This window comes from Bradyrhizobium sp. 157 (genome assembly GCF_023073815.1).
Classification (GTDB): Bacteria; Pseudomonadota; Alphaproteobacteria; order Rhizobiales; family Xanthobacteraceae; genus Bradyrhizobium.
The window spans coordinates 70,288-85,273 of the sequence record NZ_JADPKF010000077.1 but is presented as its reverse complement, the minus strand read 5'-3'; the positions used below and the strand labels follow the sequence as shown (position 1 = coordinate 85,273).

Genomic DNA, 14,986 nt, shown 5'->3' with positions numbered 1-14,986 from the left:
GGCGAAGGACTGAGAAGGCCCCACCCCTTCGCTCAACACGGGCCAAACGAAGAGGAGACTGCAATGTCGAAATCGTTCAAGGCGCTGGGCCTTGCGGTGAGCGCCCTTGCGCTGACCCAACTGCCGGCCGCAGCCCAGACCAAGATTACCGATCAAGGCATCTCGGCGACCGAGATCGTCGTCGGCACTCATCAGGACCTGTCCGGTCCGATCAAGGTCTGGGGCGTGCCGGTTTCCAACGGCATGAAGATGGCGGTGGAAGAGATCAATGCCGCCGGCGGCATCCACGGCCGCAAGATCAAGCTGATCATCGAAGATAGCGGCTACGATCCGAAGCGCGCCGTGCTGGCGTCGCAGAAGATGGTCGAGCGCGACAAGGTTTTCGCCATGGTTGGTCCGATGGGTTCGCCGACGGTGCTGGCCTCGCAGGATATCCTGTTCGATGCAGGCGTGCTGCAGCTATTCCCGCTGACGGCGGCAGAATTCACCTTCAAGTTCGATCCGGCGAAGCCGCAGGAAAGGCTGAAGTTCAACAATCTGCTGCCCTACGTCGAAAGCACGCGCGCCGCCGTCAAATACATGATCGAAACGAAGAACTTCAAGAAGCCCTGCATCATGTATCAGGACGACGAGTACGGAAAGAACGTGCTTGACGGTTTCAACCAGCAGGTCACCGCGATGAAGCTCCAGCCTGCTTCGGTGACGAGCTACAAGCGCGGCGCTTCCGACTTCAGCGCGCAGGTCGCGAAGATGAAATCCGACGGCTGTGATATGGTCGTGCTCGGCACGGTTATTCGCGAAACCATCGGCGCGATGGGCGAGGCCAAGAAGCTCGGATGGGACGTCACCTTCCTCGGCGCCACACCGACCAACGTGCTGGAAGTCCCGGCGCTCGGCAAGGACGCCGTCGAAGGCCTCTACGCCGCGTCCGGCTTCGAAATCCCGTACGAGGACACGGCAAAGGGCAAGGTCAAGGATTGGCTGACCAACTACAAGAAGATGTTCGGCACCGACGCCAACACCCAGGCGATCATCGGCTACAACGCCATGATGACGTTTGCGTTCTATGCCGAGAAGGCTGGCAAGGACCTGACCGGCAAGAAGATGATGGATGCGCTGGAATCCGGTGAGCAGTTCCGCGACATCTTCAACTCGCCGCCGACCAAGTTTTCCAAGACCGACCATCTCGCCAACACCATCACCCAGGTCCAGCAGATCAAGAACGGCCGCTGGGTGCTGGTCAAGGAAGGCCTGATGTTCTGAGCGCTTCGCTCTAAGCGCAATGACCAGGGGCTGCGCGAGACGATCGCGCAGCCCTTAGTTTTTTGTGCTGTCATTCCGGGGCGATGCGAAGCATCGAACTACGATGCGCAATCGCGCATCGGAGAATCTCGAGATCCCGGGTTCGCGCTAGCGCGCGCCCCGGGATGACGTCGTTACATCGAAGCAAATGCGCGGAGTTCACATCCATTTGTCGCAGAGGGAAAACAGGCGTTCGACTGCGACACGCGGCTCGCCGCTATTGCTGAAGTACCTTCTGCAACTGGTCGCCGAGTATGGCGGGTTCTACCGGCGGCAGATAGGTGAGGCCAGCCGCCTTCGCGAGGTCGGCTATGGTTCCTGCCGCCTGCAGATCAGAGAGCGCCTTGTTGACGGCGACGATGAGAGCCGGATCGCTGGCGAGGCCGACATAGCCCCTGTTAACGCCGATGGGATAATAATATCCGGATGCTGTGAGCTTGGTGTCCGGATGGGCGGCGCGGTGGGCATCGAAACGGCGCAGGTCGAGCAATGTCGCATCGAAGTCACCGCGATTGAGTGCGCCCAGCAGGTCGTCTCGTCCCGGAACCAGATGCGTAATGTTGTCGATCAGCCGTCCTTTTTCAAACGTCATCAGGATAGCATCGGCCAACGTGCCGCTTTCAATCGCGATGCGTAGCCCGGCGAGATCGCCGATGCCGGAGATCTTGCGACCGCGCGCCTTCTCACCGAGCACAACGGTCAGCGGCGAGTAAACATAGGGCTGGCTCGGCGCAAGCACGCCGACCGGCGCCCGGCGGCGGCGGTCGTCGCGGGTGGCGCCCTCGAAATCCGGCAGCTTCGCCGTCTTGACGCCGGGTACCGCAAGCGCGTCCTTGGTAAGGGCATAGCTGCCGACCAGCGCGCAGCGGCCGTCGGAGAGCAAGGCATTGGCTTCAAGCGCCGGGCTCGAGCTTTCGTCGAGCTTGCTTTCGAACCATTGGATCTTGAGCGGTCGGCCGAGGCGGCCGGCAACGGCCTGCGCTAGCGCGACGTCGAACCCGCTGTCGGGCTTTCCACGCTGATGCATCGAGAGTGGAGGCAGGTTCTCATCGAGACAGACCTTCAGCGGATCTTCAGCCGCGCGCGCTGTCGTCGCCGTCGCAAGGAGCACGGCAGCGACTACGAGCCGGCGCTTCATCGATTCCTCCGGCTCGATACAAAGGCCCAGATCTCCGTAATCTCCTGATCGCTCAGAATGTCCTTCCAGGGCGGCATGTTGTTCTTGCCCTGCTTCACCGTCGTGGTGAAACGCTCGTTGTCGTCCGGGAATGCGCGCAAGTCGGGTGCGACCGTACCGGCAGTGACCATGTTGGGACCATGGCAGTGCCCGCATTTCTGCGCATAAGCGGTCCTGCCGGGACCGATCAGCGCCTGATCGATGGCGGCTTGTTGCTGTGCGGTGGCCGGCATCGTCATCCACGCGATAGCTGCCACCGCGACGGCGGCAAGAGACGCCGCCGTCCACTTCCGTATCGTATTCGTCATTCGTGTTCCGCGATCAGTTCTTTATCGCGAATAACCACAGGGAGCCGCCTGTAGGCACTTTGGCAAGCCGCTCATCGCCGGAGAAGATCGAGTAGACGCCGCCATAGCCGCTGGTGACGGCGATATACTGGACACCGTCCTGTTGCCAGGTCACCGGTTGTCCCTCGATGCCCGAGCCGGTCTGGAAGCTCCACAGCTTCTTGCCGTCGTTGGCGTCAAAGGCGTCAAACTCGCCGGTCAACTGGCCGGAGAACACAATCCCGCCGGCCGTCGACAGCACGCCAGAGAAGCGCGGTATATCGCTCGGCACTTCCCACTTTGCCTTTCCGGTCATGGGATCGATGGCCTTGAGATGGCCGCGCGGTCCGTCAGGCCACGCCCAGATATCGGTCAGGTCCATGCCGAGATACCATTCGCCTTGTTTGTAGACGGCTGGCTCGGCCTTGTAGTTGCCGCCGAAGTTGAGCGTATTGGCGTAGGCAAGGCCGGTCTGCGGATTGTACGACATCGGCTCCCAGTTCTTGCCGCCGAGAATCGACGGGTGAACCGTAACCTTCTTGCCTTCGCGGGCATCCTTGGAGACGTCGGTCTCAATCGGACGGCCAGTCTTCATGTCGATGCCTGAGGCCCAGTTCACCTTCACATACGGATTGGCCGCGAGCAGTTTCCCGTTCGTCCGATCAAGGACGTAGAAGAAACCGTTGCGGTTGGCATTCATCAGAGCCTTGGTGGGCTTGCCTTCGATTGTCATGTCGGCAAGCACCATCTCGGCGACCGCGTCATAATCAAACGGATTGTTCGGCGAGAACTGATAGTGCCATTTGATCTTGCCTGTCTTCGGCTCGAGCGCGAGGACCGCGCAGGTGTAGAGATTGTCGCCGGGACGCACCGCCGCATTGAACGGGCCCGGGTTGCCGACGCCCCAATACACCGTGTTCAGTTCAGGATCGTAGGAGCCGGTGATCCAGGTCGATCCGCCACCGAGCTTCCAGGTGTCGCCTTTCCAGGTGTCGCCGCCGGGCTCCTCGGGGCTGGGTATCGTGTGGGTTCGCCACAGGCGCTTGCCCGTCTCTGGATCATAACCATCGATGAACCCGCGCGTCCCGAACTCCGCACCGGAAATGCCGGTGATGACAACGCCGTCGGCGACGAGCGGCGCCACGGTCATCGAGTAGCCTTCCTTGAAGTCGGCCGCTTTCTGACGCCACAGCTCCTTGCCTGTCTTCATGTCGAGCGCAATGACGTGGGCGTCGAGCGTGGTGCGGAAAAGCTTGCCGTTATAAATCGCACCGCCACGGTTGATGATGCCGCAACACACGATGCGCGGCGTCTCTGCCGGGTATTCGACCTTGGTCTTCCAGATCTGCTTGCCGGTCTTTGCGTCAACCGCCATCGTGGCGTTGTGACTGGTGACGTAGATGACGCCTTGGTATACCAGCGGCTGCGACTGCGCGCTTCGATCATCTGCGAAGCTGTAGTTCCACACCGGCACCAGGTTCTTTACGTTATCCTTGTTGATCTGCGTAAGCGGACTGAACCGCTGCAGATGATAGCCCATACCATAATTGAGAACGTTGGCAGTATCGGTCGCTCCCTTGACCAACTGTTCGGTCGTCTGAGCACTTGCACCGACCGGCGCAAGAACGACAAGGCTTGCGGCTAACGCAATGCTCTTCATGCGGTCCCTCCCAATGAACTTCCTGCGCGCCTATTTGCTGGCACTGTGGACCAACCATCCCTGAAACGGGAAAAAGCGTCAACACGAAAGTCGAAGATGACGCGCGAGCTCTCCTCGAAGAGAGCAAGGAGCTTGCTCGTCGTGCTTTCGGATGCGCCGGGCATCACGGCTGCACCGCACCATTTCATGAGAGAAGGAAGATCAGGCAAGGAAAGCAGATTGTTGTCGACTGTCTCCGCGCAACATTTGCGCGCCGTCAGTCGGCAAGCTCGAGCAGTCAGTCCGCGAAGGCAGCCAGATAGCTTACGACGAGCGGAGCCACAGGGTTGTTGACCGCTTCGGCGAGTACGGGAGAATCAGCGTATCGCATCACGCCGTGCTCACCGATTGCGAATGTCGGCTGGTAGTTTCTGACGTCGGAATCGCTGACCATGGCCATGCGGCGATTGTCGAGCATCAACCAACGCCCATCCAGCCGCGCGGCAGCGACGGCGTGAGCTTCGCCCTGCATGGTATCGTGCATGACTACGATCCTGAGGTCGTCGGGCGCAAGACCGGCGCGGCGCAAGGCAACGAACTTCGCAATCGCGTAGTCTTCGCAATCGCCGCCGCCCCGTTCGAGCGTGGCGAGCGGGGAACTCCAGACGTCGATCTGGCCGTGCTGGGCGAGGTCGCTCGCCGCCCTGATGGAAAGATTGACGGCGCGGTTGATTTCGCCGAGCCGTGCACGGCCTTCGCGCAAGCGCGCGGCGTCGATAATGTCGAGGAATTTCAGCGCGGCCGGAGACGCGCAGCCGTCACGGTCGCCTTCGCAGAGCGCAAGCTGCACCATTTCGTCGTCGAGCCGGCGTTGCACGCCAAGCCATTTATCGTGCAGTCCACCGCTGGCAAGGGAAGATGCGACAAGCCCGAATGGCTCGGCTAACCGCTGGATCAGCTCGACCGGCGCGGATGGCTCCGGCGTCTCCGCGCGCAACTCGGCAGGCCCGAACCAGGCCAAGCCGCACGCAACTATGCCCGCACGCCATGCGCGCGCGTAGACTGACAACCCCATCTGACACCCCTTGTCCGGGCATCGGCGGGCTTGCTCTGCCTGCTCGTGCCCGGATCATTTCAGAATGGGCAGGATGGGCAACGGCGCTTTTGATCCGTTTAAAACGAGGGGGAGACCTATCGGAAGTTTGCGAAGCAGCGTGAACGCAGCCTTGCCGGTTTGCAGAGGATTTTATCGATCACTCAGATCGGCGCTCATCACGGCCGCTCGGTTATCCGGGACAGGACGCGGGACATGGCGCAAAAGTTCACGGTTGCGAAAGGGTCACAGATCATCGAATTAACCCTACCCACGGGATCGCTCGGTGCGCGACTGCAACCTGTCCCGGACGCCTTGGAGGGGATGACGGCTTCGAATGGATTCGCGAGTTGATCAGTCTCCGGCCACTGTCGCCTTCCCGCAGGAAGCGGCATTCGCTGCGCTGCGACAGAGATAAAGTATTGTGACTGCTTATCTTATGCCTTGAGAAGCCGGTGCCCATTTTTCGATCAGTTCGAGTAGGTTCCCGGCCTTTTCCTCGCCACAGTTTCGCCCGACAGTTTTTCCGGACCTTTTCGGTCCTGTTGCAGACTTACCCATGTTGAGGGTATTCGCGGCGTGCGAGCTTTTGTGTTCCCTACCTGCGTGGTATGAAAACCCCGCAGGAAATTTCATACTTCTTAACCATTTAGATTGGTGTTCCATTGAACTATGCCGGCAAATTCGGATCGGGGGACCTCGACCCTTTTTCCGGCGCGGATATCGGCCTTGGGCCTCTGCTGTCACCGCACGGCCATCTTTCGTCTCCCGGCAAGTTCCACGTCGACAAGGTTTCGACACATGCGCCATCCGACGCCATAATTGTTTCTGATGCTCACCTGCTCTTCAGCGGCGACTTCAAGCGATCGGGCGTCGACCTGATCCTCAGCAGCAGCGACCGCGAGGTCGTGCTGCGCGATTACTTCAAGGGCGAGAAGCGCGCCGCGCTGGCCTCGCCCGATGGCGCCCATCTCACCGGCGACATCGTCAACGCGCTGAGCGGCCATACCCAGTTCGCGCAAGCCGACGGCAGCGCCAGCGTCGCGCCGGCCATCATCGGACATGTCACTAAGCTGACTGGGAATGCGACCGCGATCCGCAACGGCGTCTCGATTATCCTGAACCAGGGCGAAACCGTCCATAAAGGCGACGTCGTCCAGTCCGGCTCCGATTCGACGCTCGGCATCACCTTCATCGATGGCACCGTGTTCGGCCTCGCATCGAACGCCAGGATGGTGCTGAACGAAATGGTCTACGACCCCAACGGGTCGGACAACAAGTCGCTGCTGAGCCTGGTGCAGGGCACGATCTCGTTCGTCGCCGGCGCCACCGCCAAGAAAGGCGACATGAAGGTCGACACCCCGGTCGCGACCATGGGCATCCGCGGCACCGCGGTGCTGGTCGAGATCGACTTCGAGGTGCCCGGCTCGGGTATCGCGCCGCCGGCGAAATTCCAGGTGCTGGTCGAGCCCGACGGCACCACCGGCTCCTACATCCTGTTCGACAAGACCACGCTGACGCCGATCGCGACCGTCAACCGGGCCGGTACGCAGACGATCATCAATGGCCAGGGCACGGTCAGCTTCCAATCGTCGGTGCAGCTATCGCCCGACGCGCAGAAGATCATCAGCGACGTGTTCTCGCTGAAGTTCACCGACTTGAACAACCCGAACACCAAGCTCACCACCAATTTTACCGACACGATCGTTCCGGAAACGTTTTTCGTGAAGCTGGCCGGCGGGGAGTTCATTCCCGTGACGCTTCAGTTGCTCAACATCCCGAGTGGGGCTACTCCCTCCGCGGATCCGGGGCCGCCCCCCAGGCTCGTGCATATTCCCGGGCCGCCGCAGGCCGCGGCGCACGGCGGCGCGATTACCGAACGAATCGATGTGACCGCGAGCTCCGCGCTCGACAGCATCTCCGGTGTCGTCAACTATATCGACATCAACCCCGGCGACACTCCGAGCGTCAGTACGCAGTTTTCTTCCTTTGTCTATCAGAACGCGCAGGGCGCCGACGTCACTGCCACGCTGACGGCGCAGCAACTGGCTGCGATCAAAGCGGTCGAAGTGCCGCTGTCCGTAGTGCAGGATCCCAACGGCAAGAACATCGGTACGGCGACCTGGACCTACAACATCGCCGACGGCGCGTTCGACTTCCTCGCCGCCGGCGAGACGCTGAAGCTGACCTACATGGCGCGGGTCGACAACAATTATGCGCCGAGCAACGAGACGACGTTTGTGCCGTTTACGATCGTCGTCACCGGCACCAACGACAAGCCGACGATCTCCGCGACCGGGGGCGAGATCACGGAGCGGATCGGCACCGGCAATACGGTGATCAATACCGTGTCCGGTACCGTTACCTTCGGCGATGTCGACCTGACCGACCGTCCCATCGTCAGCGCGGCAATCTCCACGACCGATCCGTTCCGCTATTACGATGCGCAGGGCAACGACATCACCGCGACACTGACGCCGGAACAGTTGGCGGCGATCCTGGCCGTCGAGGTGCCGCTCAGCGTGGTGCAGGGAGCCGGAAACACCAACAACGGCACGGCGACCTGGACCTACAGCATCGAGGACAGCAAGTTCGACTTTATCGCCAAGGGCGAGACGTTGACTCTCAACTATGTCGCGCAAGTCGATGACGGCCACGGCGGCGTCATCTCCACGCCGATCACGGTTTCGATCCAGGGCGCCGACGTCGTCGTCATCGGCACCAACGACGTTCCGACCGTCGAGGTGACGAACGCTGCGTTCCCCGAGCTGGTGAACCCCAGCCAGCCGAATCCGACCGGATCCTCGGCGATCCATACGGTGTCGGGCACGATCAGCTTCACCGACGTCGACCTCACCGATCGCCCGGTGGCGAGCGCGGCCTTCACGTCTTTCACCTACAAGAACGCCGCCCTCACCGACATCACCTCATCGGTCACCGCAGCCCAGCTCGCCGCGATCGCGGCTGTCGACGTGCCGCTGACGGTGGTGCAGGCGAACGGCAATACCAACAACGGTTCGGCAAGCTGGAGTTACAGCGCAGCCGACGGGGCGTTCGATTTCCTCGCCGACGGCGAAATCCTGACGCTGACCTATACGGCCACGGTCGATGATGGCCATGGCGGTGTAGTGACCAAGCCGTTTACCGTCACCGTCACCGGCAGCAACGATACGGCTGATATCACCAGCGACCCGCAGACCGCGACCATTGCCGAACGTGCCGACGCCCACGATTCAGCGACGCCGGATACTGCCAGCGGCGCGATCACGTTCACCGATGCCGATCTGATCGACACCCACGACGTCAAGATCACCGGCGTCAGCGCCTCCGGCGTGATGACCGGCCTCGCCAACGGAACGGTCCAGCTAAGCTGGCTGTCGCTGGGGCCGCTGACCGATTCCACCGATGGCGTGCAGGGCTCGAAGAGCTGGTCGTTCTCGGCGCCGGATAGTTATTTCGACTACCTCTCCGATGGCGAGATGGTCACGCTGACCTACACGGTGGAGGTCGACGACCATCATGGCGGCGTCACCTGGCAGGATGTCGTCGTCACCATCGACGGCAGCAACGACGCGCCTGAAATCGCCGATATCGCGCAGCAGGGCCTCACCGAGCGAACCGATGCCGCGGCACTGATGGCGACGATCCCTGTTACGTTCAACGATCTCGACCTGTCCGACGTCGGCCACACCGCAGCCGTCACTGGCGCGGCGGCGTCCGGTACCACCATGGGTCTCGCGCTCAACGAGGCCGCGCTGATCGCGCTGGTGGCGCCCGGCGCGGTGACCAAGGGCACTGGTTCATCGTCCGGCTCGGTCGATCTCAGCTTCTCGGCCGCATCGTCTGCTTTCGATTATCTCGCGGCCGGCGAGCAACTGACGCTGACCTACACGGTTTCGATCGACGATGGCGATGGCGGGGTAGCCGAGCAGACCTTCGTCGTCATGATCGCCGGCACCAACGATGCGCCGGTGTTCACCGGCGCCAGTCTCGCGTCGACCTATCAGGCGGGCGACGCGGCGGTCGCTCTGGCCGGCAGTGTCTCGGCCAGCGACGTCGATAGCAGCAGCTACGCCGGCGGATCGTTCACCGCGACAGTGACGGCTGGCGGAAGCCAGGGTGATACGCTTGCCATTGCCAATGGCGACGTCATCTCGCTCAGCGGCACCGACATCCTGTACGACGCGGACGGGGCCGCCGGCCCAGGCAGCGCCAAGGTTGTCGGAACGCTCTCGGACTATGACACCAGCAGCCTGCTGGTGGCGCTGAACGGCAACGCCGACGATGCGGCCGTCGCGGCGCTCGCACAGGCGATCGAGTTCTCGAACACCACGCCGGACGCGGTAGCCGGCGAGCGCACCGTAACGTTCACACTCAAGGATGGCGGCGGCACCGCCAATGGCGCGACCGACAACGCGTTCTTCACCACCAAGTTGACGGTCGCCGAACCGCCGCCCAGCAACAACGCGCCGGTCATCCAGACCGACCAGCTCAGCATCACCGACCACCGCGAGGGAACGACCACCCTTTTCGGCCTGTACGTTGCCGATCCCGACGCGGGAGACACATTGTCGGTCAGCGTCGTGCTCGCAAGTGTTGCCGGTAGTGTCGAGCTGTCGGAGGTCTCCGGCACGCTGGCGCAGGTCAACGATGCGCTGAGCGTCGTTAACTATCATGACGGCCAGGGAACTCAAGAAACCGACATTGTGACGGTTACGGTTTCGGATGGCTCCGCCACCGATACCGTCAACTTCATTTTCAATGTGGCTGGAACGGACGGTCTGGACACCTCGACGCTGGCGACCTCCGGCAAGGACGTGATCTTCTCGACCGAGAAGGCCGACACTTTGGTGGGCGGCGCCGGCGCCGACCAGTTCGTCTTCGCGGAAGAGATGGGCAAGGACACGGTCGCCGATTTCAAGCCGGGCCAGGACAAAATCGACCTCCTCGCCTACCTCCCGTTCACGCCAGATGATTCCGGCTCCTTCGATGTGTGGCTCAACAGCAGCGCCGTCGAGCAGGTGGGCTCCGACACCCTCATTCAGTTTGATGCAGGCAACAGCATTCGGCTGTCGAGCGTTGCCAAGGCGAACCTGCAGATGAGCGACTTCATCCTTCACCCCGGCGGATATATCTGATCCTGCTCGTAGGTCCGGTATGCCCCCGCGAGAGCAGGCATGCCTGACGTTCCGATGCGTGATATCCAGACAGTATGAAACAACTGCGGGTACTACGGCGATGGTTTGCGCGGCGCATCGGCTACGCCCGGCTGCTGTGCCTTGTGCTGCTGATCGGGTTCGCCGCGCTTCGCGCCGCCGATCCTGCCCCCGTTGAGGAAATCCGCGTCAGAACCTTTGATGCCTTCCAGCGCATCGACCCGCGCAAGAAGACGGCACGGCCGGTCACCATCGTCGATATCGACGACAGGAGCCTCGAAAAGCTTGGGCAGTGGCCGTGGCCGCGCACCCGGCTTGCTGACCTCATCACCGAACTGACCCAGCTCGGCGCGGTCGTGATCGCGTTCGACGCGGTGTTTCCGGAGCCCGACCGGCTCAACCCTGCCTTGGCGGCGGACACCTTCCGCAATCTCGACGAGGAAACCCGCGCCAAGCTGCGAGCCCTGCCGAGCAACGACCAGATCTTCGCCGACGCCATCCGGAAATCGCGCGTCGTGCTCGGCGAATCCGGCCTGCCGGAGGAAATCGCAACGCTGGACAAGACGCTGCCGGTCACCGGGCTCGCGATGCTGGGCGAGGAGCCGCAGCGCTTCATGTTCGATTTTCCCGGCCTTCTGCGCAACGTTCCGGTGCTGGAGCATGCTGCCGCCGGGCGCGGCCTGTTCACCATCAGGCCCGAACGCGACGGCATCGTGCGGCGGGTGCCGATGATCATGCTGGCGCAGGGCCAGACCATGCCGTCGCTGACCTTCGAGATGCTTCGGGTGGCCAGCGGGTCCGGCACCATCCTGATCAAGGCCGAAAAGGCCGGCATCAAGAGCCTTGGCATCAAGGGCGTCCAGATCCCGACCGACCATAATGGCCAGCTCTGGGTCCACTACGCCCGCAACGATGCCTCGATCTATGTTCCGGCGGTTAACGTGCTGGAGAAAAACGTCGCGCCCGACATGATCGCGGGCAAGCTGGTGCTGATCGGCACCTCGGCGGTCGGCCTCAACGACATCAAGACCACGCCGGTGTCCCGCGCCATGCCGGGCGTCGAGATCCACGCCCAGGTGCTCGAAAGCGCGCTGACCGGCGCGGTGATCTCGCAGCCGAACTATGGCATCGCCGTTGAATTCGCGACCGCGCTGCTGTTCGGGCTTCTGGTTATTGCGTTCGCGCCGCTGTTCGGGCCGGTCACGCTGGTCGCGCTGGGAGCGGCGTTTGCGGCCGCGTTGCTCGGAACGTCGGTGTATTTCTACACGCAGCACCGGCTGCTGATCGATTTCACCTATCCCCTGATGTCGACCACGGCGATCTATCTCACGCTGATCTTTTCGAGTTTTGTTCGGGAACAGCAGCAGCGTAAGCAGATTCGCGGCGCGTTTGCGCAGTATATGTCGCCCGTGCTGGTCGAGCAGCTGGCCCAATCGCCGGAAAAGCTCGTGCTCGGCGGCGAGGAGCGCGAGATGACCATCATGTTCTCGGATGTTCGCGGCTTCACCACAATCTCGGAGACTTACAAGAACGATCCGCAGGGCCTGACAGCACTGATGAATCGCTTCCTGACGCCGCTGACCAACGCGATCCTCGCGCGCAAGGGCTATATCGACAAGTATATGGGCGACGCCATCATGGCGTTCTGGAACGCGCCGCTCGACGACAAGCAGCATGAGATCAACGCGTGCGAGGCTGCGATCGATATGCTGGGGAAGATTGATGAGGTCAACAAGCAGCGCGAGCAGGAAGCCGCCGATGGCGGCCACGTCTACATCCCGCTCAACGTCGGCATCGGCATCAATACAGGCATCGGCGTGGTCGGCAACATGGGGTCCGATCTCAAGTTCAACTATTCGGTGCTCGGCGACAGTGTCAATCTCGCTTCACGCCTGGAAGGCCAGTCCAAGGAGTACGGTTTTCCGATCATCGTCGGATCGAAGACCGCGATGGCCGCGAAGGAGAAGTTCGCGATCCTCGAGCTCGACTTCATCATGGTGAAGGGAAAGACGGAGCCCGAGGTGATCTATGCCATCGCCGGCCGCGAGGACGTCGCGCAGTCCGGCCGCTTCCAGCGCCTCCGCAATCTCACCATCGAGATGCTCGCCTGCTACCGCAACCGCGACTGGGATGGCGCGCTCGCGGCCATCGAGCGCGGCCGCAAGACCGACGAGGCAAACGTCCTGGAGCGGCTCTATGATCTCTACGAAGCCCGGATCCGCGGCTATCTCGAAAACCCGCCGCCGGAAGATTGGAACGGCGCCTTCGCGCTGCTGACGAAATAACGCCGCAGCGAGTAGGATGGGTGGAGCGAAGCGATACCCATCAATCCCTCGGCGTAAGCATGATGGGTTTCGCTGCGCTCTACCCATCCTACCGACTCGTCATGCGCGGGCTTGACCCGCGCATCCATCACTCTTCAGAAGAATCTTGCGAACGAGATGGATTGCCGGGTCAAGCCCGGCAATGACAGTGGGCCCTCACTCCAGCCCGATCTGCGTCAGGTCCTGAAACCAGTGCTGCGCCTGCACGAACTTCTTCACCTTCGGCGACAGCGCGTGCGGGTTGGTGTCGTGCACGACCCAGACCAGCGTGGCGTCATCGACAATTTGCGCGTGTGCCTGTGCCAGCAGCTCGTCCTGCTTGGCGACGTCGAACGTCTGCTTGGCCTCGTCGATCAGCGCGTCGACCTTCGGATTCTTGTAGCCGCCCCAGTTGACGCCGACCGGCGCGATCTGGCCGGAGTGGAAGAAGCGCACGATCGCGTAAAGCGGGTCCGAGGTGACATAGGCGATGTTGTTCGATGTGATGCCGGCGTTCATCTCGTCGGCCGCGCCCTTGCGCCAGGCCGTGTATAGCGTCTCGAGCTCGACCACCTTGAAATCGATCTCGATGCCGATTTCCTTAAAGCTCTGCTGCAGGAATTCGTTCATCGGCAGCGACAGCATCTGTCCGGTTCCGCCTTGCGCGATGATGAAGGTCGTCTTCAGCGGCTTTTCTTTCGAATAGCCGGCCTCCTGCACCAGCTTCTTCGCCGCCGCGACATCATATTTGAGTTCGAAGGAGGGCTTGCCGAACCACGGGCTCGACGGGTCAACCTGGCCTTTGGCGGGTTTTGCCAGGCCGTTCATCAGCCCCACCACGGCCTCGCGATCGATCGCGAGGTTGAGCGCCTTGCGCAGGCGGATGTCGGTCCAGGGCGAACCGGGCAACACGCTCAAATGATAATTCCAGACATGCGGCGTGACGTTGTCGACGATCTTCATGCCGGCGGATTTGAGCTGCGGCACTGCGTCCGGCGCCGGCGTTTCGATCAGGTCGACCTGTCCGGCCAACAGCGCATTGGTGCGCGTCAGCGCTTCCGGCATCGGGATCAGTACGATCTTGTCGGCCTTCGGAAGCCGCTTCTTGTCCCAGTAGTCAGCATTCTTCGTCAGTTCAGCGAGCTCGCGCGGCACCAGTTTTGTGAGTTTGAACGGTCCCGTGCCAGAGGGCTGGCTGGCGAACTTGTCCCAGTCCTTGCCGAGCTTTTCATACTGCGCCGGGCTGGAGACCAGAAACCACAGCATCTGGTACGGAAAGAAGGAATCGACGGCCTTGGTCGTGATCTCGATGGTCGCATCGTCGATCTTGGCGTAGCTCGCGACAGAGGGCAGGCGGGTCTTGACCTGCGCGCTCTGGCGCTTGTCGAACTGCGGTGCCTTGTCGTTGAGCACCTTATCCAGATTCCAGATCACGGCGTCGGCATTGAACTCGCTGCCGTCATGAAATTTGACGCCCTTACGCAGAGTGAAGCGCCATTTCTTCTTGTCGCTGTCATCGACCTTCCATTCGGTCGCAAGCCCCGGCACCAGCTTGCCCGGCCGGTCGGCCACATCCATCTCCCAGGCCACCAGCGGATCGTAGATCGTATAGGCAGAAAACTGATAGGCACCGGCGCCGCGGTCGGGCTGGCCTGTGGTCAGCGGGATGTCCGCCATCGAAATGCCGTAGCGCACAACGGTCTCGGCCTGCGCCGAAATCACGGAGATGCCAAGAGCCAAACCTACGGCTAGAGTTGCGGCAGGAAGAAGCATCGAATTTCGTGTGCGCATGAATTAGGCTCCATCGGCGAGGTTTGGAGCTAAAAATGCAAGCTTGGTGCCAGCTTAGGCATCGGACGTGACTTGCATGCGCGCTTCACAAGGAGTTGTGCGGTCAAACGCATAGCCCGGAGGGAAGCGCGCCGTTTGGCACAGGCGTTGCATACGGCTGCATAAGAATTAGTCACCGAAGCGTGGAGAAGGGGATTGC

Annotated in this window: 8 protein-coding genes; 3 read left to right on the top strand and 5 right to left on the bottom strand. The window is 61.7% G+C overall.

Going from position 1 to position 14,986, the window contains the following annotated elements; all coding sequences use genetic code 11:
* Window positions 1–63 precede the first annotated feature (63 nt).
* Window positions 64–1,263, top strand: coding sequence for an ABC transporter substrate-binding protein (locus tag IVA95_RS19895; RefSeq protein ID WP_247511997.1), 1,200 nt, complete (start codon window positions 64–66; stop codon window positions 1,261–1,263).
* Window positions 1,264–1,519: 256 nt separating this feature from the next.
* Here the strand turns inward: IVA95_RS19895 and IVA95_RS19890 are convergent, their stop codons facing one another.
* The 4 genes from IVA95_RS19890 to IVA95_RS19875 form a co-directional block, all read right to left on the bottom strand.
* Entirely contained in the window at window positions 1,520–2,440 is a 921-nt protein-coding gene (locus IVA95_RS19890; protein ID WP_247511996.1) for a transporter substrate-binding domain-containing protein, read from the bottom strand.
* The gene (locus IVA95_RS19885) at window positions 2,437–2,787 is read right to left on the bottom strand and encodes a cytochrome c (protein WP_247511995.1); all 351 of its coding nucleotides are present in this window, start codon (window positions 2,785–2,787) and stop codon (window positions 2,437–2,439) included. Before IVA95_RS19885 ends, IVA95_RS19890 begins: the two co-directional genes overlap by 4 nt.
* Window positions 2,788–2,800: 13 nt before the next feature.
* The gene (locus IVA95_RS19880; protein ID WP_247511994.1) at window positions 2,801–4,465 is read right to left on the bottom strand and encodes a methanol/ethanol family PQQ-dependent dehydrogenase; all 1,665 of its coding nucleotides are present in this window, start codon (window positions 4,463–4,465) and stop codon (window positions 2,801–2,803) included.
* 277 nt (window positions 4,466–4,742) lie between these two features.
* Window positions 4,743–5,519 (bottom strand): transglutaminase-like cysteine peptidase, encoded by a 777-nt coding sequence (locus IVA95_RS19875; protein ID WP_247511993.1) that lies wholly within the window; start codon window positions 5,517–5,519, stop codon window positions 4,743–4,745.
* 683 nt (window positions 5,520–6,202) lie between these two features.
* On the opposite strand from IVA95_RS19875, the gene IVA95_RS19870 reads away from it, so the two are divergent.
* Window positions 6,203–10,675 (top strand): VCBS domain-containing protein, encoded by a 4,473-nt coding sequence (locus tag IVA95_RS19870; protein WP_247511992.1) that lies wholly within the window; start codon window positions 6,203–6,205, stop codon window positions 10,673–10,675.
* 74 nt (window positions 10,676–10,749) lie between these two features.
* Window positions 10,750–12,978, top strand: coding sequence for an adenylate/guanylate cyclase domain-containing protein (locus IVA95_RS19865; RefSeq protein WP_247511991.1), 2,229 nt, complete (start codon window positions 10,750–10,752; stop codon window positions 12,976–12,978).
* Window positions 12,979–13,173: 195 nt separating this feature from the next.
* Here IVA95_RS19865 and IVA95_RS19860 read toward each other — a convergent pair whose 3' ends face one another.
* Entirely contained in the window at window positions 13,174–14,787 is a 1,614-nt protein-coding gene (locus tag IVA95_RS19860) for an ABC transporter substrate-binding protein (protein WP_247511990.1), read from the bottom strand.
* Between the last annotated feature and the right edge of the window lie 199 nt (window positions 14,788–14,986).

Coding starts and splice junctions, on each gene's coding strand:
- IVA95_RS19895 (WP_247511997.1), top strand. CDS start 64: ATGTCGAAATCGTTCAAGGCGCTGGGCCTTGCGGTGAGCGCCCTTGCG.
- IVA95_RS19890 (WP_247511996.1), bottom strand. CDS start 2,440: ATGAAGCGCCGGCTCGTAGTCGCTGCCGTGCTCCTTGCGACGGCGACG.
- IVA95_RS19885 (WP_247511995.1), bottom strand. CDS start 2,787: ATGACGAATACGATACGGAAGTGGACGGCGGCGTCTCTTGCCGCCGTC.
- IVA95_RS19880 (WP_247511994.1), bottom strand. CDS start 4,465: ATGAAGAGCATTGCGTTAGCCGCAAGCCTTGTCGTTCTTGCGCCGGTC.
- IVA95_RS19875 (WP_247511993.1), bottom strand. CDS start 5,519: ATGGGGTTGTCAGTCTACGCGCGCGCATGGCGTGCGGGCATAGTTGCG.
- IVA95_RS19865 (WP_247511991.1), top strand. CDS start 10,750: ATGAAACAACTGCGGGTACTACGGCGATGGTTTGCGCGGCGCATCGGC.
- IVA95_RS19860 (WP_247511990.1), bottom strand. CDS start 14,787: ATGCGCACACGAAATTCGATGCTTCTTCCTGCCGCAACTCTAGCCGTA.